A 21715-nucleotide genomic window follows, 5' to 3' on the forward strand; every position below is an offset into this window, starting at 1 on the left:
TGTACGCGTCGATCGGGGTGGTGTGCGCAGATTTGACCTTGCTGGTTTCGCGGGCGCGACTGGTGCAGGATTCGACCCACGCGACCATCGACTCGTACTGGTCGGCGAGCACCCGCTCGTCGCCGTAGTACTGGTAAAGCGTCCAGGGTACGAGCACGCTGGCATCGCTCCAACCTGCCGCCGTTCCGGCCTTCGCCAAATGGCCGTGCGGTCCGCCCGAGAATTCGGAGAAGCCTGAGGGGATGACCACGGGTATCGTGCCATCCGGCGCTTGTTCGAGGGCGAGATTGTGGAGGAAGCGGCGCAAATACTCCTGTGCATCGGTCATGATCGCGGCGGTCGGGGCGAAGACCTGGATGTCGCCGGTCCAGCCGGAGCGCTCGCGGGTGGGGCAGTCGGTGGAGGTGTCCATGAAGTTCGAGCGCATCGACCAGCCGACGTTGTTCCACAGTCGGGTCAGGCGCGGGTCGGAGCATTCGAACTCTCCGGTCCACTCGAGGTCGGTCGAGATCACGATGCCTCGGATGTCGTCGGAGGTCAGGTTGTCGATGGGACCGGTGATCTGTGCGTGCGGAAGCCGTGGCGCCAAGTGTCCCAAAAGTGTCCGGAGCATCCCGAGGATAGCGATTCTGACGAGTTCGCCTGTGTCTCTAGAGCATGACGAGTGTGAGGTCGATCGGTCAGAGATCCGCGGAATCACGGGCTTCCCAGTCTTTCCACGGAGGGCCAGCACCGCGGGCCCCTCGAATAGCTAGACCGCGCACACCACCCTGCTAAGGTGGAGTCCCCGTAAGGGGACCGAGGGTTCAAATCCCTCCGTCTCCGCTCCGAAATTTCACCGCTGATCCCTTGAAAACACTGGGATCGCAGGCCTCTCACCTCCGGCCCGATGGGTCGTTTGAGAAAGATTTGAGAAAACGCGAACAGAAAGCTGTTCGCGGGTCTCGTGAATCGGCGCCGACGGCGCGCGCGTGAGAAGGCTCAGGACTCGGTCGAGAGGTCACCGCGCAGCTTGCGGACGGCGTCGCCTCCGGCTTCGAGCGCGGCGGCGTCGAGCGCATCGGAGACCTGGTCGAGGTCGGTGTCGAAGAGGACGGCGTAGACGTCGAGCGTCATCGATGCGGACGTGTGTCCGAGCATCCGCTGGATGGTCTTCACGTGCGCACCGGACTGGACCGCGAGCGATGCCGCGGCGTGGCGAAGGTCATGGATGGTCATGGGCTCGAGTCCAGCCGCCTTGAGGGCGGATTTGAACCAGGACTTCGAGTCCTTGCTCGTTCTCACGCGACGCATGTGCTCGCCGTCAGTGCCGGGGACACCAGGTCGCCCTGCTTGCGACCTGCGATCTGATCCAGGAGCACCGCGAGGACGAATCGGGGTACGGGGACGAGCCGACCACGGGCTGACTTCGTGGTGCCCACATGGACGACGCCTGCATCGTTACGATTGCGCCGGGGAAGGTCAGTCTTGCGACGTTCTCCCCGCCGATCGACGAGGCAGGCGACAGTGTCCGCGGGATACACGCGACTAGACACCTTCCCCACAAACTGGGCCTGAATCTGTTCTCGTCGATCCTCTCGGCCGCCTGGTCGCGTGCCCCGAGTATCGGATGGAGGAGCTCAAGTTCCCGTGTCCCGCATCTCTGTATGCTTCCCCCATGTCACGAGCAGGAACAGGAAAAGAAACCATCGGACGATGGATCCGCACCGAATCGGGCTCGGCGGTGCTTCTGGTCCTTGTGGCAGTTGTCGCGCTGGTGTGGGCCAACTCCACCTTGTCGAACACCTATTTCGAACTGTGGCACGTCGAGCTCGGTTTCAATGTCGGCCCGTTCGGGCTACATATGGATCTGCACCACTGGATCAACGATGGCCTGATGGTTGTCTTCTTCTTCGTCGTCGGACTCGAAGTGCGCCAAGAGTTCGCACACGGCTCCCTCCGAGATCGCAGCCGCGTCCGTCTAGCCCTCATCGCCGGCGTTGCCGGCGTCGTGCTGCCAGCGGTCGTCTACGTCTCAATCGTCGCGGCGTCAGGTGGGGAGGGACTCGAGGGGTGGGGAGCCGTGGTGGGGACAGACACGGCCTTCCTCCTAGGAGCGCTCGCGATCGTCGGTCCACGCCTCTCTGGACAGCTCCGCGTCTTTCTGCTGACGCTGACAGTCGTGGACGACTTCCTCGCAGTGTCCATCATCGGCATCGTATACAGCGAAGAGGTTCGGCTGATACCGCTGCTGATTGCATTGGGGTGCCTGGTCGCACTTTGGGCGCTGGGACGCACACGTCAGTGGAGGGCAGCACCATACGTATTCATCGTCGTCGTGCTGTGGTTCGCGACGGTGACCTCCGGTGTGCACGCCTCCCTCGCCGGGATGCTCGCAGGGCTCCTGATCCCCGCCTACGCGACGCGGCGACACAAGGTTGTCGAAGCCCGACAGCTGTTCCGGGACTTCTGGCAATCCCCGAGCGCCGCTTCAGCCCGCGCGGTGAACCGTGGCCTCGCCCAAGGTATCTCGGTAAATGAGCGCATGCACGAGGTTCTGCGGCTCCCCACAGCCTTGCTGATTGTTCCCATCTTCGCCCTGGCCAACGCCGGCGTGGACCTGCGAGGAGGTGTGCTTGCGGATTCCTTCAGGTCGCCAGTTACATGGGGCGTCATCGCCGGGCTCGTCCTCGGAAAGCTCTTGGGCATCGGATTGGCGACGTTCTTCGCCGTGAGGCTCGGGGCCGGCCGATTGCCAGAAGGAGTCGGCATGGGAAGCGTCTTCGGTGGTGCGGCGCTCTCAGGGATAGGGTTCACGGTGTCGTTGCTGATCATCAGCCTCGCTTTCGGCTCCACGTCCGAGCTCGGGCGCCTGGCGACCGTTGGCGTGTTGGTGGCCATGGTGCTTGCAACGCTCCTGGGATGGTCGATATTCAAGGTCGCTGCGAAACTGTGGGGGGAGGAAACAGCGGATCTCCCGATGCTTCTTACGCCGCCGGTTGACCCCGAAGTGGATCACATCCGCGGGCCGGAGGACGCTCAGCTCACACTCGTGGAGTTCGTGGACTTCGAGTGTCCGTACTGCGCGCATGCGACTGGGTCCTGGAAGGATCTGCGTGCTCGCTTTGGCGACGACCTTCGTTACGTCGTGCGACAGCTTCCGCACCACCCGCACGGACCCATCGCCGCACGAGCGTCCGAGGCAGCATCGAATCAAGGAATGTTCTGGCCTTGGCTTGACTTCGTCTTCACTCGTCAGCATGCGCTCGAACGTGATGACCTGATCGGTTACGCAACGGATCTCGGACTCGATGTTGACCGTTTCGTCCATGACCTCGACAGTGATGAGGTGAGACAGCGTGTCGAGCGAGACCTGGCGAGTGCAGAGGCCAGCGGTGCGCACGCGACCCCCACGTTCTTCATCCAGGGCCGTCGCCTGCTCGGTAGTTACGACGCGCGAGCTCTCACTGCCGCACTTGAGACCAGTCGCCGTGGTACGCGCACGAAGCAGATTCCATCCTCATCCTGAGCGCGGGAACACCGCGCAACGCCGGCGGTACTCGCCGACGTCCGGATGGTCGTGCACTTGTTGCGCTAGATAGCGCCGGCTGTCGCTCAGCAGGCCGAAGAAGGGTCGGGCATCGCAATACTCGGAGCCGATTCCCCGCTGGCCGCAGGGTCGGCGAGTCTCCCTGATAGGCTCCGCGGCATGCAGCAGCAGACCGAATCTTCTACCGACATTCAGCCCGACGTTCGGGTGCGCGGAGCCCGCGAACACAATCTGAAGGATGTCGACCTCACAGTCCCCCGCGATGCAATGGTGGTCTTCACGGGTGTGTCGGGATCCGGGAAATCGTCCCTTGCGTTCGGCACCCTGTATGCGGAATCTCAACGTCGATATCTTGAGTCTGTTGCACCCTACGCTCGGCGTCTTATCGATCAGGCGGGGGTGCCGGATGTGGACTCCATTACAGGTATGCCCCCCGCCGTCGCGCTCCAGCAACAGCGTGGTGGCCGAAGCGCCCGGTCGTCAGTCGGCAGCATCACGACGCTGTCGTCTTTGGTGCGGATGCTCTACTCGAGGGCCGGAGATTACCCCGACGGGCAACCGATGCTCTATGCCGAGGATTTCTCTGCCAACACGGTCCAAGGAGCGTGCCCGGAATGTCACGGTATCGGTCGCGTGTATGAAGTGACGGAGCAGCAGATGGTCCCCGATCCATCGCTCACGATCAGGGAACGAGCAATCGCATCATGGCCGACGGCGTGGCACGGCCAGCAGCTGAGGGACACCCTGGTCTCCCTCGGCTACGACGTCGATGTTCCGTGGAGGGACTTGTCGCGGCAGGACCGGGACTGGATCCTATACACAGAGGAAACTCCGATGGTCCCGGTTTACTCCGGCCTGACCCTCCGAGAGGCGCGAGCGGCCATCCAGAAAAAGATGGAGCCTAGCTACAACGGCACCTTCGTCGGCGCACGGCACTACATTTTCGACACCTTCGCCAATACGAAAAGCGCATCGATGAAGCGGCGAGTGGCGCAGTTCCTCACCGCCGGGCTGTGCCCGGTGTGCCACGGGAAGCGGCTGAAGCCGGAAGCGCTGACGGTGAGTTTCGAAGGGCTCGACATCGCCGAGTTTTCCGCACTGCCGTTGCGTGAACTGGCGTCGCTGCTGGAGCGAGTCATTACGGAACTTGACTCGGAAACCTCGGCGACCAGCGGAAGCGCACTGGATGAGAACACACGGCAAGAAGCGGTGGAGCAGCGCGCCGCCGCGGATGGTGCTGCCCACTCGGCGGCTCCCGATGTCCGTCGAACGCCCAACAGGTCAGCAGAGAAGCGCGCTGCTGCGGGGCGATTGGGAGCTGAGCTATTGGGTCGATTGCGCCCCATCATCGACCTCGGTTTGGGCTATCTGTCGCTCAGCCGCACGACACCGACACTCTCAGGCGGCGAGCTTCAGCGGTTGCGCCTGGCGACGCAGCTCACATCGGAGCTTTTTGGAGTCGTCTACGTGTTGGACGAGCCTTCCGCGGGACTGCACCCGCACGACATCGACGCCTTGTTGGGAATCCTCGACGGGCTCAAGAGACGCGGCAACAGCCTCTTCGTCGTGGAACACTCCGTCGACGTGATGCGCCACGCTGACTGGCTCGTCGACATCGGACCGGGGGCAGGAGAGCGCGGCGGCCGCGTGATCTACAGTGGGCCCACCGACGGGCTCGCAGAAGTCGAGGACTCTGTTACACGTGGATACATTTTCGGAGGTAGCGGCCTTGCGCCGCACATCCCCCGCACGCCGAAGGGATGGTTGAGGCTCGAGCACGTCAATCGCAACAACCTACGAGACGTGACAGTCACGCTCCCGACGGGGGCACTCACCGCGGTCACCGGAGTATCAGGATCCGGGAAGTCGAGCCTGGTAAGTCAGGTTCTCCCCGCGTTGGTCGGTGAAAAGTTGGGACGGCCTCCTCTCACGGAGGTCGAGGTGCCGGAGACCGAAGATCTGCTTCTCACCGACGAATCCGACGAACTTGACGGTTCAGTTGCTGGTGATCTCGCCGGAATTCGTCGTGTCGTCAGCATCGACCAGAAGCCGATCGGACGGACCCCGCGTTCGAACGTCGCAACGTACACGGGTCTGTTCGACCACGTTCGGAAGCGGTTCTCTGAGACACCGGAGGCACGTGCACGCGGATACAAGCCAGGGCGATTCTCCTTCAACGTCAATGGCGGTCGTTGCCCGACCTGTGAGGGTGAGGGATCAGTCATGGTCGAGCTGCTTTTCCTGCCCTCGGTCTACACCGTCTGTCCGGATTGTCACGGCACGCGATATCAATCAAGCACCCTGGAGATCACGTGGCGTGGCCGCAACATAGCCGAGATCCTCGCGATGAGCGTCGAGGAAGCCCACGTCTTCTTCGCCGGCGAGTACGACGTCATGCGGTCCCTCACAGCGCTCGTCGACGTCGGCCTCGGATACCTGAGGCTCGGGCAACCGGCGACAGAGCTTTCCGGCGGAGAGGCGCAGCGGGTCAAGCTCGCCAGCGAACTCCAGCGTGCTCAGCGCGGGGACACTTTATACGTTCTTGATGAGCCAACTTCCGGACTGCACTGCGCCGACGCCGACCGGCTCGTCACCCATCTGCAGACACTTGTCGATGCGGGAAACACCGTGGTGATGGTCGAGCTGGACATGCGTGTGATCGCTGCCGCAGACCACGTCATCGATCTCGGTCCAGGAGCCGGCGACAACGGCGGGAGCGTGGTCGCATCGGGCACGCCCGCGGAGGTCGCGGCTTCAACCGACAGCGCGTCTGCCAGGTATCTCAGCGTCGCGCTCGAAGCTGCCGCGGGTGTGCCCGCCGTGTCCGAACGGTAACCACAACATGACGCACGGAGATCTCTCCCGCCCCCCGGGGCCGGCCTGGCGGTGGACCCCGAGCGGATCGGCATCGTCGGCTGGTCCCTCGGCGGCTACTACGCGCCGCGCGCGCTCGCGTTCGAGAAGCGCCTGAAGCTCGGAGTCGCGTGGGGCGCCAACCACGACTGGTTCGAGGTGCAGGAAGGGCGTCGCCGCCGCGAGGGGGAGAACCCCGTCCCGCACTACTGGGATCACGTCTTCTGGGTGTGGGGTGCGTCGGACATGGACGACTTCATCGAGAAGACCCGCGGGATGCATCTCAACGGCGGCACGGAGCACATCTCGATCGACAACATGCCGTATGTCGCCGGCATCATCGCCGACTGGGTCGCCGAGACGTTCGACGAGCTCGCGGCTTCTCGATCCGCCTGAGGGTCGCGCGCCGGGGGCGCGGGCGTGGAGCGGGAGATCACCCGTCCCGGCGCGCTCCGTCCCCAGAGCTGACCGCGAACGCGTTCGGCGCCGCAAACCCCGCCGCAGCGAAAGCCGCCGCAACCGCATCCGCCACAGCCGGCACGGCATCCTGCTCGACGAGCGCGATCGCCGCGCCGCCGAAGCCGCCGCCGGTCATGCGCGCGCCGAGGGCGCCGGCGTCCAGGGCGGACTGCACCGCGGTGTCGAGCTCGGGGACCGAGATCTCGAAGTCATCGCGCATGGACGCGTGCGACGCGGTCAGCAGATCGCCGATCGCGCGGGCACCGTGCTCGCGCAGCGCGCGCACGGTGTCGAGCACGCGCTGGTTCTCGGTGACGATGTGACGGACCCGTCGGAACGTGATGTCGTCCATGAGTCCGTCTGCGCGCGGGAGATCGGCTGTCGACAGATCGCGCAGCGCCGGCACACCCATGATCGCCGCACCCTTCTCGCACGATGCGCGGCGCTCGCGATATCCGCCCGTCGAATGCGCATGGGCGACGCGAGTGTCGATCACGAGCACCGCGAGCCCGGCCTCGGCCATGCCGAGCGGGATGCTCTGCGCCTCGAGCGAGCGGCAGTCCAGGAACAGCGCCGCATCGGCCTCGCCGAGCATGGACGCCATCTGGTCCATGATCCCGGTCGGAGCGCCGACCGCCTCGTTCTCGGCACGGCGTCCGATCGACGCCAGCGCGGTGCGGTCGAGTCCGGCACCCCACAGCTCATTCAGAGCGGACGCCGTGGCGCCCTCGATCGCTGCCGAAGAGGAGAGCCCTGCGCCGACGGGCACGTCCGAGGCGATCGCGATGTCGACGCCGCGCCCGCTCGCGCCGGCCAACAGGAGCGCCCACGCCACGCCCAGCGGGTACGCCGCCCAGGCGTCCTGTTCGGCGGAGATCGGGAACGTCAATTCCAACTCGGAGAGCCCCGCCTCGACCGGCTCCTCCGCGAATGTGGACGCGACTCGGATGCGCTCGTCATCGCGCATGCCGACAGCGGCATACGTGCGATGCGGCGTCGCGAACGGCAGCACGAACCCGTCGTTGTAATCGGTGTGCTCGCCGATGAGGTTCACACGCCCGGGCGCCGACCAGACGCCGTCGGCATCACGGCCGGTCAGTTCGCGGAACAGCCGGGTCGCGGCATCCTGCGCGCTCACTCCGCGGCCTCCTCGGCGCGGGCGATCGCGTCGCGCAGCCGCTGTGCACCGAGCTCGGGCGTCACCTCGGTCGCCCAGGCGCCCATCGCTGCCTCGGACCCCGCGAGGAACTTCAGCTTGTCGGCTGCCCGGCGCGGGCTCGTCAGCTGCAGGTGCAGCCGGACGGCATCCCGGCCGACGTTCACCGGCGCCTGATGCCACGCGGCGATGTACGGCGTGGGGGTGTCGTAGAGCGCGTCCACGCCCCGCAGCAGCCGAAGGTACAGGGGCGCGAGTTCATCGCGCTCGGCGGGCGTGGTCTCGGCGAGGTCGGGGACGTGCCGGTGCGGCATCACATGCACCTCGAGCGGCCAGCGCGCGGCGAACGGCACGAACGCCGTCCAGTGCTCGCCGCGGAGCACGACGCGCTCGGATCCCTGCTCCTCGTCGAGGATGTGCTGGAAGAGCTCCGGCGCCGTGCGGTCGATGCTCTCGAGCACCCGCCGCGTGCGCGGCGTGACGTACGGGTACGCGTAGATCTGCCCGTGCGGGTGGGGGAGTGTGACCCCGATCGCCTCGCCGCGGTTCTCGAACGGGAAGACCTGCTCGATGCCCGGCAGCTGCGACAGCGCCGCGGTGCGGTCGGCCCAGGCCTCGATCACGGTGCGTGCGCGCGTGACGGTCTGCGTGCCGAACGATCCTGCGTGGTCGGGGCTGAAGCACACGACCTCGCAGCGACCCGTCGCCGTGCGCGTACGGCCGAGACCCAGTGCGTCGAGGTCGTCGAGCCCGCGCGGAGCGTTGGCCGCGGCCGGAGCGTCTCCGGTCGCCTGCGCGAGAGCGGGGCCGAAAGCGGGCGAGCGGTTCTCGAACACGGCGACGTCGTAGCGCGACGGCACCTCGGACGGATTCTCCGGCGTCTGGGGAGCCAGTGGGTCGGCATCGACGCCCGGCATCATCACCCGGTTCTGGCGGTTCGATGCGACCGTGATCCAGTCTCCGGTGAGCACGTCGAGTCGCATGCTCGCCGTCTCGGGACGCGGGTCGAGGATGCGCGCATCGACGGCCCGGTCGGGACCGAGCGCGGTATCGGGGTCGTCGTAGTAGATCAGCTCGCGCCCGTCGGCGAGGCGCGTGGATCGCTTGACGACGCCGGCGCCGAGCTCGACGGGGTCGGCGGGGCGCAACTCCGGAGTTTCGTGCATGTTCACGTAAACACGGTAGCTCCACCGCGGTGATAACGTCAACACTCAGGAGTTGTGAACACTGCGCGGAGTCGTCAACACTGCGGAGTCGTCAACACGGAGCAGAAGCGAGGGATGCCGGTGACCGATGACCTTTCCGGCCTGATGCCCGCGCGGCGGCCCCGCCGCGGCGCGCCGTCAGGACGCGTCTCGATGGCGATGGTCGCCAGCCGCGCCGGGGTGTCCGGCCAGACCGTCTCGCGCGTCGTCAACGACAGCCCGCGCGTCGACCCGGATACGCGTGCGCGGGTCGAGCAGGCCATGGCCGAGCTCGGTTACCGCCCCCATCGTGCGGCCAGAGCGCTCCGCACCGGGCGTTCGCTCACCCTCGGTATCGTCGCCACCACGCTCGCGACCACCGGCAATTCGCGGATGCTGCAGGCGACGGCCGAGGCCGCGGCCGAGCGCGGCTACGCGCTGACCGTCGTCACCGCGGCGGACGGGATCGGTGAGGCGTTCGCACGGCTGCGTGATCAGGGCGTCGACGGAGCGGTCGTCCTGAACGAGGCATCCGCCCTCACCCATGCCTCGGATCAACTCGAGAGCTTGCGACTCGTCGTCGTCGACGCCGCAGCGGACAGCGGGCTGCGGACGGTGTGCAGCGACCACGCCGGCGGTGCGATGGCCGCCACCCGGCATCTGCTCGACCGAGGCCATCGGACGGTCCACCATGTCGCCGGCCCGGCCGACTCCTTCGCCGCGGCCGAGCGGGAACGCGGATGGCGCGAGGCCCTGCACTCAGCGGGCGCCGACGTGCCGGAGGTCGTGCGCGGCGACTGGAGCGCCGCGGCCGGGCACGACGCGGCCGGGCGTCTGAGCGGCGCGACCGCCGTCTTCGCAGCCAACGACCAGATGGCGCTCGGCGTGCTCAGGGCGCTCGCCGAACGCGGCGACCGCGTGCCCGACGACACCGAAGTGATCGGGTTCGACGACGTGCCCGAAGCCGCCGACTACCTGCCACCGCTGACGACCGTGCGCCAGGACTTCACCGCGCTCGCCGAGGCAGCCGTGGCCGCACTCGTCGCGGACCCGTCGATGCCGCTGGGTGCCGAAGCCACGATCATCCCGACACGGCTGATCGTGCGGGCGAGCAGCCCGGAGTGATCTGCTGCCCGGCTACCCGAGCATCCATCGGAACGCGTGAGCGTCACCAGGAGAGTAGGCGAGTGCAAGCGATTCGATCGCTCAGCGCGGCAGGTATCGTTCCAGGTCGTGCGAACGGGCCACGAGTGAGCGCAGTTCTTCGAGTGCAACCGGGGCGGCGCCGAGCGCGCGTGCCTGAACGAGCACGTTGCCGAGGGCGGTCGCTTCGACGGGGCCGGCGAAGACTGGGAGTCCTGACCGGTCGGCCGTCGCCTGGCAGAGCGGCCGGTTGAGCGAGCCGCCGCCGACGAGGTGGATTCGATCGATCTCGCGGCCCGACAGGTCGGACGCCGTCTGCACGGCATCCGCGAACGCCGACGCGATGGACTCGAGGATCACGCGGGCGAAGCCCGCTCGGTCCTCGGGAGCGGCATGCCCCGATGCCGCGAGCACCGATGCGATGCGAGCCGGCATGTCACCGGGTGCGCTCAGTGCAGGATCGTTCGCGTCGAAGAGGGGGACGTCTTGGGTGGACCCGCCCGTCGCATCCAGCAGTGCGGGCAGGTTGATCGATGCTCCGTCCTCGGCCTCCCACGCACGGACGGTCTCGCTGAGCAGCCACAGACCCGTCACGTTGTGCAGGAATCGGATGCGCCCGTCGACACCGAGTTCGTTGGTGAAGTTCGCCTCGCGCGCGGCATCCGTCAGCACCGGCGCATCGAGTTCGAGACCGACGAGGCCCCACGTACCGCACGAGATGTACGCGGCGTCCGGCGAGGCGAGAGGCGCGGCGGCGACGGCGGACGCCGTGTCGTGCGAGCCGACGGCGATCATCGGCAGATCCCTGCCGATGCGTGCCGCGACCTCGGGGCGAAGCATCCCGATCCTCTCCCCGGGGCTGACGAGCTCGGGCAGGATGCCGGTGGGGATGCCGAGGCGCTCGGCGAGCTCGAGATCCCACTCCGATGTGCGGACGTCGAGCAGTCCGGTCGTCGACGCGTTCGTGCGCTCGGCGACCCGGCGTCCGGTGAGCAGCCAGGCGACGAGGTCGGGGATCAGCAGGGCGGCATCCGCATCGGCGGTCCCGGGGTCGGCGGCGAACTGGTACAGCGTGTTGAACGGCAGGAACTGCAGGCCGTTGCGCTGATACAGCTCCGCGAACGGGATGACCTCGTGGACCTCCGCAACGCCGCGCGCGGTGCGGCCGTCGCGGTAGTGGAACGGCTCGCCGATCAGCTCGCCGTCACGGAGCAGCCCGTAGTCGACGGCCCAGGAGTCGATGCCGATGCTCTCGATCGCGGGTTCGCGCCGCACCGCCTCGGCGAGGCCGTCGAGGATGCTCTCGTGCAGCGCGCCGAAGTCCCAATGCAGGCCGTCTTCGCGTTCGACGGGGCCGTTCGGGAACCGCGAGACGAGTTCGAGCTCGAGTGCGTCCGGCCCGATCCGTCCGATCACCACGCGCCCGGAGGTTGCGCCGAGGTCGACGGCGGCGACCGCGCGGACGCCCTCGGCGGTCATCGCAGGAACGCGGCGGCCACGCCGGAGTCGACGGGGATGTGCAGGCCGGTGGTGCGGCTGAGCTCGGGGCCGGTGAGCACGTAGACGGCGTCGGCGACGTTCTCGGGCACGACCTCGCGCTTGAGGATGGTGCGGTTCGCGTAGAACTGTCCGAGGTCCTCTTCGGCGACGCCGTAGGTTGCGGCGCGGTTCGCGCCCCAGCCGGAGGCGAAGATGCCTGAGCCGCGGACGACGCCGTCGGGGTTGATGCCGTTGACGCGGATGCCGTGCTCGCCGAGCTCGACCGCGAGCAGCCGCACCTGGTGGGCCTGGTCGGCCTTGGTCGCCGAGTAGGCGATGTTGTTCGGGCCGGCGAAGACCGAGTTCTTCGACGAGATGTAGACGATGTCGCCGCCGAGCTTCTGATCGATGAGAACCTGCGCCGCCGCCTTCGATACGAGGAACGAGCCCTTTGCCATGACGTCGTGCTGCAGGTCCCAGTCCTTCTCGGTGGTCTCCAGCAGCGGCTTCGACAGCGAGAGCCCGGCGTTGTTGACGACGAGGTCGACGCCGCCGAAGGCGAGCACGGCGTCGTCCAGCGCGGCCTGCACGGCACCGGCATCCGCGACGTTCGCGGCGACGCCGATGGCGACATCGGTGGTCCCGAGCTCGGCAGCCGCCGCCTGTGCCTTCTCGAGGTCGAGGTCGGCCACGACAACGCACGCCCCCTCGGCGGCGAGGCGGGTCGCGATGGCCTTGCCGATGCCGGATGCCGCACCGGTGACGAACGCGATGCGCCCCTGGTGGGACTTCGGTTTCGGCATCCGCTGCAGCTTCGCCTCTTCCAGCGCCCAGTACTCGATGCGGAACTTCTCGGCGTCCGAGATGGGGGAATACGTCGACAGCGCCTCCGCGCCACGCATCACGTTGATCGCGTTGACGTAGAACTCGCCCGCCACGCGCGCGGTCTGCTTGTTCGCTCCGTACGAGAACATGCCCACGCCCGGCACGAGCACGATGAGCGGGTCGGCCCCGCGGATCGCCGGAGACTCCGGGGTTGCGTGCGCGTCGTAGTACGCCTGATAGTCGGCGCGGTACTCCGCGTGCAGCTCGTGCAGTCGCGCGATCTGCTCCGGGGTGGATGCCGTGGCGGGCAGATCGAGGATGAGCGGCTTGACCTTGGTGCGCAGGAAGTGGTCGGGGCAGCTCGTGCCGAGCGCCGCCAGGCGCGGCGCACTCTCGGAGGACAGGAAGTCGAGCACGACGTCCGAATCTGTGAAGTGCCCGACCATCGGCTTGTCGGTCGACGCGATGCCGCGGATCGTGCCCGCCAGGGCCGCGGCGCGCTCGCGCCGCTCATCAGACGGGAGCGCTTCGAAACCGACACGGACCTCCCCGAACGGCGACTCCTTGCCCTCGGAGGCGATGTACGCAGCGGCCGTGTCGATGATCCACAGCGAGTTCGCCTCCGCTTCCTCCGACGTGTCTCCCCACGCGGTGATGCCGTGGCCGCCGAGGATGCATCCGATCGCCTGCGGGTTCGCGCGCTTGATCTCGGCGATGTCCAGACCCAGCTGGAAGCCGGGCCGCCGCCACGGCACCCAGACGACCTTCTCGCCGAAGATCTTCGCCGTCAGCTCCTCGCCGTCGGCGGCCGTCGCGATCGCGATGCCGGAGTCCGGATGCAGATGGTCCACGTGCGCGGCGTCCACCAGCCCGTGCATCGCCGTGTCGATCGAGGGCGCCGCCCCGCCCTTGCCGTGCAGGCAGTAGTCGAACGCGGCGACCATCTCGTCCTCACGATCGACGCCGGGGTAGACGTCCACGAGCGCACGCATGCGATCCAGGCGGAGGACGGCGAGCCCCTGCTCCGTCAGCGTGCCCAGGTCGCCGCCGGAGCCCTTCACCCAGAGCAGCTCGACCGGCTGCCCCGTCACGGGGTCGGTCTCGGTGCCCTTGGCCGACGTATTGCCGCCGGCGTAGTTCGTGTTCTTGGGGTCGGCGCCCAGGCGATTGGAGCGATCGATGAGAGCGGCAGCGGCGGGGTTGATCATGAGGATCCTTCGGATGGGAGAGGGCGTCAGTCTGCGAGGCCGGCGAGCTGATCTTCCAGATGGAAGACCTCGAGGTAGCGTCGGAGGCCGCCACCGGGACGGTCCTCGAAGAACTCGGCCATGTCGGCCTGCCAGCGGGCGTCGACCTCGGTCTCGGCCATCGCCGCCATGGCGCTTTCGGCGGACTCTGCCTCGAAGTAGCCGATGAGCAGACCGTCCTCGCGCAGGAACAGCGAGTAGTTCCGCCACCCTGTGTCGCGGAGCGCGCGGAGCATGTCGGGCCAGACCGCGGCGTGGCGCGCGCGGTACTCGTCGATCCGTTCGGGACGCACGCGCAGCTCGAAGCAGACGCGCTCGAGAGAGGAGCTCACGATCAGACCTCCCGGAAGTCGATGCCCAGCAGCGACGCTGCAGCCCGGTAGTCGCCGATGCGGTCGCCGACCGACAGCGACCAGTGGTGCCCGACGCCGGTGGCCGACCACGCGTCAACCCACTCGCCGGGGTCGCGGGCGAAGTCGACGCGGCTCGTGGTGTTTCCGATCGCGAGAAGGGGCCCGGGGACGACGGTCCCCGTGGATGCAACGAACGACAGCGAGCCGTCGCGATCCTGACCAAGCCCGAGGAGGGTCACCGGTCCGTGCTGCACGTCGAACTCCACCGAGACGCCCCACCCGCGCTTGCCGTGGTAGACGCCGAGGCCGCGCAGCAGCGGTTCGCGGCTGGACACCGCGAGATGAGCCGGCCCGTCATGCCCCATCTCGACGACGCCGTCCTCGAAGTTCAGCGCCTGGATCTCGCAGAACGAGCCCCCGGCTCCGACGACCTGCGTCGCGAGCTGCGCCACGGTCGTGCGCAGCTCGTACTCGCCGGTGGTGGGGATGCCGCGCCCGGTGAGGAGCGATGCTCCGAGGATCATGCCGGCACCGAGGCGCTCGTGGAGTTCGCCGTCGAGACCACGGTGGTAATAGGCCAGCGTGTCGAGGTCGAAGTCGTCGACGAGCCGGTCGAGCCCCACGGAGACGCGGGCGCCCCATGCGAAGTCCTCGTCGTTCACGGAGTCGTCGAGGGTGAAGATCTCGCGCGCGAGGTCGATGCGGTCCTTCACCTCGGCATCGGTGACCGCATCCACCCGCACTCGCAGATCGTCGAACTCCAGCACCTCCACATGGGATCCGAAGGTCGTCGGCAGCAGGGTGAGGTCGGTGGAGACGTCGAGCATGCCGGGGTACAGGTGGCCCATCAGCCCGTGTCGGGCGTGGCGCAGTGCGGCGCGGATGTGCGCCGCGTGGATCCACTGCTCGATCCGGGCCCAGGCCGACTCCTGCCGGAGCCAGCCCGAGACCGAGCGGAACTCGATGCCGGCGCGACGGAACACATTGCCCACCTCCGGCACGGGGCACTGACCGCAGTATGCGAGCCAGGCGCCGGTGTCGAAGGACGCGTGGTCCATCTTCTCCGTCGGCTGCAGGTCGATGACGAGCACCGGCGCGCCGGCTCGCTGCGCGATCGGGAGCACCATCGAGGCGGTGAGGTAAGTGGTGAGGAACAGCACGATCAGGTCGCAGTCGGCGCGGCGCAGCGTCTCCGCGGCGACGGCTCCTTCCTGCGCATCCGAGATGAACCCGACGTCGGTGACCTCGGCATCCATCGCCTGGAAGCGGTCGGACACGTATCGTGCCGACTCCTCGAGCTGAGGCCGCAGCGCCGGGAACTGCGGCCAGTACGTTCCCAGGCCCCCGGCGACGAGGCCGATGCGCGGCTTGCGGCGGGAGTGCGCGGGCAGGATCTCGGCGAACCCCGAGGAGGTGGACGGCGTCATGATGGTTCCTTCATTCCGTAGTGGCTTCGATCGGAGGGCGGCCCGGCTGCGCCGGGCCGCCCTCCTGGCGATCAGAAGTCGTACTCGTCGATGTTGTCGGCGTTGAACACCGTCGGCGGGCCGACGATGACGACGCCGCCCTCGCCGACCTCGCGCTCGCCGAGGTCTCCGGCCTCGAACGTGTCGCCCGCGGCGCCGGTGATGTCGCCGTCGGCGAGAGCCTTGCCCGCGAAGGCCGCGACGTAGCCGAGCTGTGCCGGATCCCACAGGGCGAACTCGGTCACGGTGCCGTCCTTGACGAACGGACGCATCTCGTTGGGCAGGCCGAGGCCCGTAAGCGCCACCTTGCCCTTGTACTCCGACGTCGACAGGTAGCGAGCCGTGGCGGCGATGCCGACCGTCGTGGGCGAGATGATGCCCTTGAGGTTCGGGTGCGCCTGCATGAGACCCTGGGCCTCCTGGAACGACTTCGTGTCGTCGTCGTCGCCGTAGACCTTCGCGACTAGCTCGATGTCGGCGTAGTCGGGGTTGGAGTCGAGCTCCTCCTCGATGTACTTGATCCACTCGTTCTGGTTCGTCGCGTTCGCCGTCGCCGACAGGATCGCGATCTCACCCGAACCGCCGATCTGCTCGGCGATGAGCTCGACCTGGATCAGCGCGACGTCCTTCGCGACGACCTGGCTGATGAACACGTCGCGGCAGTCCGGATTGGTGTCCGAGTCGAAGGCGACGATCTTCGCGCCGCCCGAGCGCGCCTCTTCCAGAGCCGGGCAGACGGCATCCGGATCGTTCGCCGCGATGACGATGACGTTCGTGCCCGCCTGGGTCTCGGCGTTGATGAACGAGACCTGGCTGGAGGCGCTGGCGTCGAGCGGGCCGACGACCTGGCTGGATGCGAAGCCCGCGGACTCGGCGCCGTCCTCACCTCCGCCGAGGACCACGTCCGTGTACGGGTTGTTCAGCTGCTTCGGGATGAAGGTGATGGTCTGGTCGCCGTCCTGACCCGAACCGTCACCTCCTCCGTCGCCTCCGCCGCCGGCGGCGCAGCCGGTCGCGATGAGCGCGACCGAGGCGAGTGCGGCGATGGCGGAGAGCCGGCGCCGTGCCCGGTGTGTGCGGATCCACTCCATTGTTTTTCCTTTCGTCTGCGCCGGTGCTAGGCGCGTGGTCGACCCGAGGCGGTGGCCTGGGGAAGTTCTCTGCGGACTCGTCTGTCGTGACGCCAGCGTCCGATCGCCTGCCCGACGCTCGGGGCGACGACGGATGCGATGAGCAGCGACCCGGTGACGATGATGAGGATCACCTCGGAGACGCGGCCGAGTCGCAGGCCGTAGTTGATGACGCCGATGAGCAGCACGCCGGCGACGACGCCGGGGATCGAGCCCCGCCCGCCGAAGATGGACACACCGCCGAGGAGCACGGCGGCGATCACCGCGAGCTCGAGGCCGCTGGCGTTGTCGGACCGTGCACTCGAGTAGCGCAGCGTCCAGAAGATGCCGGCGAGCGCCGAGACGGATCCGGTGCCCACGAACAGCCAGAACTTGGCGCGGGCGACGTCGATCCCGACGAACCGTGCCGCCTCCTTGCTGAATCCGATCGCGGGGAGGCCGCGGCCGAACGGCGTGAAGTGCAGCAGGATCGCGAAGAACGCGATCACGAGGGCGACCCCGATCATGACGGTGGGGATGCCGGTCGCCCCGAGCTTCGATGTGAAGAAGGCGGTGAGCTCCGGGGGGAAGTTCGCCACGGCGTTGTCGCCGATCACAACGAGAGCGAGACCGCGGAAGAGCGCGAGCGTTCCGATGGTGACCGCGAGGGACGGGAGCCCGACCACGGCGATGAGGAAGCCGTTGACCGCACCGGCGACCGCCCCGACGACGAGCCCGATCACGAGCACGAGGCCGATGTCGAGTCCCGCCTGCCAGAGGACGCCGATGACGGCGCTGGTGAGACCCGCGATGCTCGCCACGGACAGGTCGATCTCGCCGGTGATGATCACCAGGGTCATCGGCATGGCGATGAGCAGGATGGGGATGACGTCGAGAAGCAGGAAGCCGGCCGTCACAGGGGACGCGAACCGCGGGATGCTGATCGCGGCGATGACGAGAGCGGCGATGAGCGCGTAGATCATCACGGCGTCGCGGCCGAGGAGGATGCGCGTCCACCCCGTGCGCCCTCGCGGCTCGGTCTCGAGCACGCCGGCGGCGATAACGGCTGTCGTGGTGGGGTCCGCGGTCGAGGTGCGGGCGGTTTCAGACATCGCGTGCCTCCGTGAGTCGCAGCTTGCGGGCGGTGCGGACGCTCGCGATCCGGTCGACGAGGATCGCGGCGATGATGAGGATGCCGACGACGGCCTGCTGCCAGAACTTGTCGACGCGCAGCGCCGTGAGGGCACTGGTGATCGTGGTCAGAAGGACCGCCCCGATCGCGGCACCCGCGACGGATCCGCTGCCGCCGAAGATGGCGACGCCGCCGACGACGGCCGCAGCGACGACGTCGAGTTCCATCCCCGTTCCCGTGGTGGCGCCGACGGAGTTGAATCGTGCGGCGTACAGGACGCCGGCGAGCCCCGCGAGCAGGCCGTTCACGACGAACGCGGTCATCACGCGTCGTGCGACCGGGATTCCGAACACCCTGGAGGCTTCCGGGTCGGAGCCGATCGCATACAGGTCGCGTCCGGAGCGGGCCCCGGCGAGGTAGATGCCGACGATCACGACGACGGCGATCGCCAGCAGCGTGATGATGGGGAAGCCGAGCACGGTGTCGACGGCCAGGGCTCCGAACTCGTCCGGTCGATCGCCGGCGAAGTACTGGGTGCCGCCCGCCCACGCGTTGTTGATGCCGCGGTACACGTACAGCGTGCCGAGCGTGATGACCAGGGCCGGCACGTGGGCGACGGTCACGAGCAGGCCGTTGATCGCGCCGAGCAGAGCTCCCAGGGCGAGACCGGCGAGGAAGACGACGGGGATAGGGATGCCCGGCGCATCCGCGAACAGCGTTCCGGTGAGGAAAGCGACGAGCCCGAGGATCGAGCCCACCGACAGGTCGACGTTGCGCGTGAAGATGACCATCGCCTGCCCGACGGCGAGGATGATCATGATCGTCGCGTTGAGCATCAGGTCCTTGACGCCCTGCTGGCTCAGGAAGAGCGGGTTCGCCGCGTAGGTCACCAGGACGAGGACGATGAGCGCCGCGGCGACCGGGATCTCCCGCCGGCGGAGGAAGCCGCTCAGGGGCGAGGTTCTCTCGGTGCGCGGAGCGTTCCGCGTTGCAACGGTCACTTCGTGTCCTCCAGCATCGGTGCGGGCTCGGCCGTGGCCGCGAGCATGACGTTCTCGGGCGTCGCATCCGCACGGTCGAGGCGCGCGGTCACCCGTCCCTCGCGCATGACGACGACGCGATCCGCCATGCCGAGAACCTCCGGCAGTTCGGACGAGATCATGAGGATCGCGATCCCGCGGGCGGCGAGATCGGAGATCAGGCGGTGCACCTCGGCCTTCGTCCCGACGTCGATGCCGCGCGTCGGCTCGTCGACGATGAGCAGCCGGGGCTCGGTCGCGAGCCATTTCGCCAGCACGACCTTCTGCTGATTGCCGCCGGACAGTGTGGAGACCGCGAACTCCGCGGAGCCCGTCTTCACCTGCAGGCGCTGCGACCAGGTGTCGGCCGCCCGCCGTTCTGCTGCCGTGTCGATGATCCCTGCGCGGCTGAGGGTGTTGCGCAGCGTGAGGGTGAGGTTCCGCCCGACCGAGAGGTCCATCACGAGCCCCTGCTTGCGGCGGTCCTCCGGGACGAATCCGATGCCGGTGTCTATCGCCGCCTGCGGGTTGCCCGGTTTCAGGCGCGCCCCGCTCAGCGTGACGGAGCCGGTGTCGTAGGGGTCGATGCCGAAGATCGCGCGGGCGACCTCGGTCCGGCCTGCTCCGACGAGCCCGGCGAGGCCGACGATCTCACCGGCGCGCACCTGCAGGTCGACGTCGCGGAACACACCTCGACGAGACAGGCCGCTCACGTCGAGCACGACCTCGCCGATCGTCGCGTCCTGCTTGGGGAAGAGCTGATCGATGTCGCGTCCGACCATCTCCCGGACGATTCCGTCGACGGTCGCTGCGGCTGTGTCGTGCGTGCCGATGTACCGGCCGTCGCGCATGACGGTGATGCGGTTGGTCAGGGCGAAGATCTCGTCGAAGCGGTGCGAGATGAAGAGGATGCCGGCGCCGGTGTCGCGCAGTGAGCGCGCGACCGTGAACAGGCGTTCGACCTCGACGCCGGAGAGCGCGGCGGTCGGCTCGTCCATGATGAGGATCCGGGCGTCGATCGAGATGGCCTTGGCGATCTCGATGATCTGCTGATCGGCGATCGAGAGTCCCTCGGCGGGGCGGTCGGGATCGATCGGGACGCCCAGGCGTTCGAAGAGCGCCATGGCTTCGCGGCGCATGGCGGCGCGGCTGATCAGCCCGAGCCTGCCGCGCGGCTGCCGACCGATGAAGATGTTCTCCGCGACCGTCAGGTCGGGGAACAGGGTCGGCTCCTGGTAGATCACGGAGATCCCCGCCGCCTTGCTGTCGGCGACGGTGCGGAAGGCGACGGGCGCGCCGTCGACGAGGAAGTCTCCGGCATCGGGGTGGTGGAGCCCGGCGAGGATCTTCACCAGCGTCGACTTTCCGGCGCCGTTCTCGCCGACGAGCGCGTGGATCTCGCCGGGGAGGAGTTCGATCGTCCCGTCGGCGAGTGCCACGACGGGGCCGAAGGTCTTCGCGGCTCCGCGGAGCGACAGCAGCGGAGCAGGTGCGTTCGGTGGAGCGATGCTCATGCGCCCCACCCGGCCTGGACGCCGCCGACGCGATCGGCGGCGATCTTCTGCTGATACCCGGATGCCGCGTAGGCGGCCATCGGGTCGGCATCCATGCCGCGCGACTCACGCCACTCGGCCAGCGCCGGGCGGACGTCGGTGTAGAACGCGTCCATGAAGACGGTGTTCGCCGCGAGCACATCGCCCGACTTCTGCGCAGTCGTCAGCGCGTCGCGATCGACGAGCAGCGCCCGCGCGGTCATCTCCTGCACGTTGAGCACCGAGCGGATCTGGCCGGGGATCTTGTCCTCGACGTTGTGGCACTGATCGAGCATGAACGCGACATCGGGATTGTTCAGGCCGCCGCCGCGGATCACCTCGAAGAGGATGCGGAACAGCTGGAACGGGTCGGCCGCCCCGACGATGAGATCGTCGTCGGCGTAGAAGCGCGAGTTGAAGTCGAACGAGCCGAGCTTGCCGAGGCGCAGCAGCTGCATGACGATGAACTCGATGTTCGTGCCCGGCGCGTGGTGCCCGGTGTCGAGGCACACCATCGCCTTCTCGCCCAGGGCGCTGACCTGAGCGTAGGACGTCCCCCAGTCCGGAACATCGGTGTGATAGAACGCCGGCTCGAAGAACTTGTACTCGAGGACGAGGCGCTGATCATCTCCGAGGCGCGTGTAGATCTTCTGCAGCGACTCGTGCAGCCGGTCCTGGCGGCCGCGCAGGTCTGCCTGGCCGGGGTAGTTCGACCCCTCGGCGAGCCAGATCTTCAGATCGCGGGAGCCGGTGGCATCCATCACGTCGATGCACGCGAGATGGTGATCGATCGCCTTCTGACGGATCGCGGCATCTTCGTGCGTGAGTGCGCCGAACTTGTAATCGTCGTCTTGGAAGGTGTTCGAGTTGATCGTGCCGAGCTCGACTCCGAGATCCTCGGCGTGCTTGCGCAGGTCGCCGAAGTCGCACATGTCCCACGGGATGTGCAGCGCGACGGTCGGCGCCAAGGCCGTGTGCTTGTGCACCTGCGCGGCATCCGCGATCTTCTCGAACGGATCGCGCGGCGTTCCCGGTGTGCCGAACACCTTGAACCGGGTGCCCGAGTTGCCGAAGGCCCAGCTGGGCAGCTCGATCGACTGCTTCTCGAGATCTGCGAGGACCGTGGGGGTGAGGATGCTCATGGGCGCGGTGCTTTCGTTGTCTTCGTTGACTCGGATGTCAGGGAATGAATCGTTTCATTCGTTGTGTGATCGAACATAGACTGTGCT

General features: G+C 67.7%; 16 protein-coding genes, 1 tRNA gene and 2 pseudogenes. 6 read left to right on the top strand and 13 right to left on the bottom strand.

Features of this window, described 5'->3' with window-relative positions; all coding sequences use genetic code 11:
- Nucleotides 1-16: 16 nt before the first annotated feature.
- A pseudogene (locus KEC56_RS14100) lies at nucleotides 17-613 on the bottom strand (alpha-L-rhamnosidase-related protein); the annotation flags it as partial.
- 107 nt (nucleotides 614-720) lie between these two features.
- Here KEC56_RS14100 and KEC56_RS05015 point away from each other — a divergent pair.
- Nucleotides 721-825: transfer RNA gene (locus KEC56_RS05015), tRNA-Ser, on the top strand.
- A 156-nt stretch (nucleotides 826-981) separates the two neighbouring features.
- Here KEC56_RS05015 and KEC56_RS05020 read toward each other — a convergent pair.
- A complete protein-coding gene (locus KEC56_RS05020; RefSeq protein WP_227530082.1) occupies nucleotides 982-1293 on the bottom strand; it encodes a tyrosine-type recombinase/integrase in 312 nt (103 codons plus the stop codon).
- Between the two features lie 128 nt (nucleotides 1294-1421).
- Here KEC56_RS05020 and KEC56_RS05025 point away from each other — a divergent pair.
- From KEC56_RS05025 to KEC56_RS05040, 4 genes and pseudogenes are all read left to right on the top strand, one after another.
- Nucleotides 1422-1553: pseudogene (locus KEC56_RS05025) on the top strand (glutaminase); the annotation flags it as partial.
- 104 nt (nucleotides 1554-1657) lie between these two features.
- Nucleotides 1658-3508 carry a Na+/H+ antiporter NhaA gene (gene nhaA, locus KEC56_RS05030; RefSeq protein WP_227530083.1) on the top strand — a complete coding sequence of 617 codons (1851 nt, stop codon included), beginning with the start codon at nucleotides 1658-1660 and terminating at the stop codon, nucleotides 3506-3508.
- A gap of 180 nt (nucleotides 3509-3688) precedes the next feature.
- The gene (locus KEC56_RS05035; RefSeq protein ID WP_227530084.1) at nucleotides 3689-6364 is read left to right on the top strand and encodes an excinuclease ABC subunit UvrA; all 2676 of its coding nucleotides are present in this window, start codon (nucleotides 3689-3691) and stop codon (nucleotides 6362-6364) included.
- A gap of 51 nt (nucleotides 6365-6415) precedes the next feature.
- Nucleotides 6416-6778: an alpha/beta hydrolase family protein gene (locus KEC56_RS05040; protein WP_227530085.1), complete on the top strand. Its 363-nt coding sequence runs from the start codon at nucleotides 6416-6418 to the stop codon at nucleotides 6776-6778.
- A 37-nt stretch (nucleotides 6779-6815) separates the two neighbouring features.
- Here the strand turns inward: KEC56_RS05040 and galK are convergent, their stop codons facing one another.
- Together galK and galT are read right to left on the bottom strand one after the other, a co-directional pair.
- Nucleotides 6816-7979 (bottom strand): galactokinase, encoded by a 1164-nt coding sequence (galK, locus tag KEC56_RS05045; protein WP_227530086.1) that lies wholly within the window; start codon nucleotides 7977-7979, stop codon nucleotides 6816-6818.
- Nucleotides 7976-9163 (bottom strand): galactose-1-phosphate uridylyltransferase, encoded by a 1188-nt coding sequence (gene galT / locus KEC56_RS05050; protein WP_227530140.1) that lies wholly within the window; start codon nucleotides 9161-9163, stop codon nucleotides 7976-7978. Before galT ends, galK begins: the two co-directional genes overlap by 4 nt.
- Before the next feature lie 192 nt (nucleotides 9164-9355).
- On the opposite strand from galT, the gene KEC56_RS05055 reads away from it, so the two are divergent.
- Nucleotides 9356-10306, top strand: a complete 951-nt coding sequence (locus KEC56_RS05055) for a LacI family DNA-binding transcriptional regulator (protein ID WP_227530141.1) — start codon at nucleotides 9356-9358, stop codon at nucleotides 10304-10306.
- Between the two features lie 81 nt (nucleotides 10307-10387).
- On the opposite strand, the gene KEC56_RS05060 is transcribed toward KEC56_RS05055, so the two are convergent.
- The 9 genes from KEC56_RS05060 to rhaI all read right to left on the bottom strand — a co-directional run bounded on the left by KEC56_RS05060 (nucleotide 10388) and on the right by rhaI (nucleotide 21628).
- Nucleotides 10388-11803: a rhamnulokinase gene (locus tag KEC56_RS05060; RefSeq protein WP_227530087.1), complete on the bottom strand. Its 1416-nt coding sequence runs from the start codon at nucleotides 11801-11803 to the stop codon at nucleotides 10388-10390.
- Nucleotides 11800-13836 (bottom strand): bifunctional aldolase/short-chain dehydrogenase, encoded by a 2037-nt coding sequence (locus tag KEC56_RS05065; RefSeq protein WP_227530088.1) that lies wholly within the window; start codon nucleotides 13834-13836, stop codon nucleotides 11800-11802. Before KEC56_RS05065 ends, KEC56_RS05060 begins: the two co-directional genes overlap by 4 nt.
- A gap of 26 nt (nucleotides 13837-13862) precedes the next feature.
- Complete coding sequence (locus KEC56_RS05070; protein ID WP_372456233.1) at nucleotides 13863-14207, bottom strand: L-rhamnose mutarotase; 345 nt, start codon at nucleotides 14205-14207, stop codon at nucleotides 13863-13865.
- Between the two features lie 2 nt (nucleotides 14208-14209).
- Nucleotides 14210-15655, bottom strand: coding sequence for an L-fucose/L-arabinose isomerase family protein (locus KEC56_RS05075; protein ID WP_227530089.1), 1446 nt, complete (start codon nucleotides 15653-15655; stop codon nucleotides 14210-14212).
- A 71-nt stretch (nucleotides 15656-15726) separates the two neighbouring features.
- Nucleotides 15727-16785 carry a rhamnose ABC transporter substrate-binding protein gene (gene rhaS, locus KEC56_RS05080; RefSeq protein WP_227530090.1) on the bottom strand — a complete coding sequence of 353 codons (1059 nt, stop codon included), beginning with the start codon at nucleotides 16783-16785 and terminating at the stop codon, nucleotides 15727-15729.
- Nucleotides 16786-16811: 26 nt separating this feature from the next.
- Nucleotides 16812-17915 (bottom strand): ABC transporter permease, encoded by a 1104-nt coding sequence (locus tag KEC56_RS05085; protein ID WP_227530091.1) that lies wholly within the window; start codon nucleotides 17913-17915, stop codon nucleotides 16812-16814.
- Nucleotides 17908-18936: an ABC transporter permease gene (locus KEC56_RS05090; RefSeq protein WP_227530092.1), complete on the bottom strand. Its 1029-nt coding sequence runs from the start codon at nucleotides 18934-18936 to the stop codon at nucleotides 17908-17910. The genes KEC56_RS05085 and KEC56_RS05090 overlap by 8 nt, the downstream gene beginning before the upstream one ends.
- A complete protein-coding gene (locus tag KEC56_RS05095; protein ID WP_227530093.1) occupies nucleotides 18933-20468 on the bottom strand; it encodes a sugar ABC transporter ATP-binding protein in 1536 nt (511 codons plus the stop codon). Before KEC56_RS05095 ends, KEC56_RS05090 begins: the two co-directional genes overlap by 4 nt.
- Nucleotides 20465-21628 (bottom strand): L-rhamnose isomerase, encoded by a 1164-nt coding sequence (gene rhaI, locus KEC56_RS05100; RefSeq protein ID WP_227530094.1) that lies wholly within the window; start codon nucleotides 21626-21628, stop codon nucleotides 20465-20467. Before rhaI ends, KEC56_RS05095 begins: the two co-directional genes overlap by 4 nt.
- Between the last annotated feature and the right edge of the window lie 87 nt (nucleotides 21629-21715).

Origin of the sequence: Microbacterium tenebrionis (assembly GCF_020682665.1) — a bacterium.
Classification (GTDB): Bacteria; Actinomycetota; Actinomycetes; order Actinomycetales; family Microbacteriaceae; genus Microbacterium; species Microbacterium tenebrionis.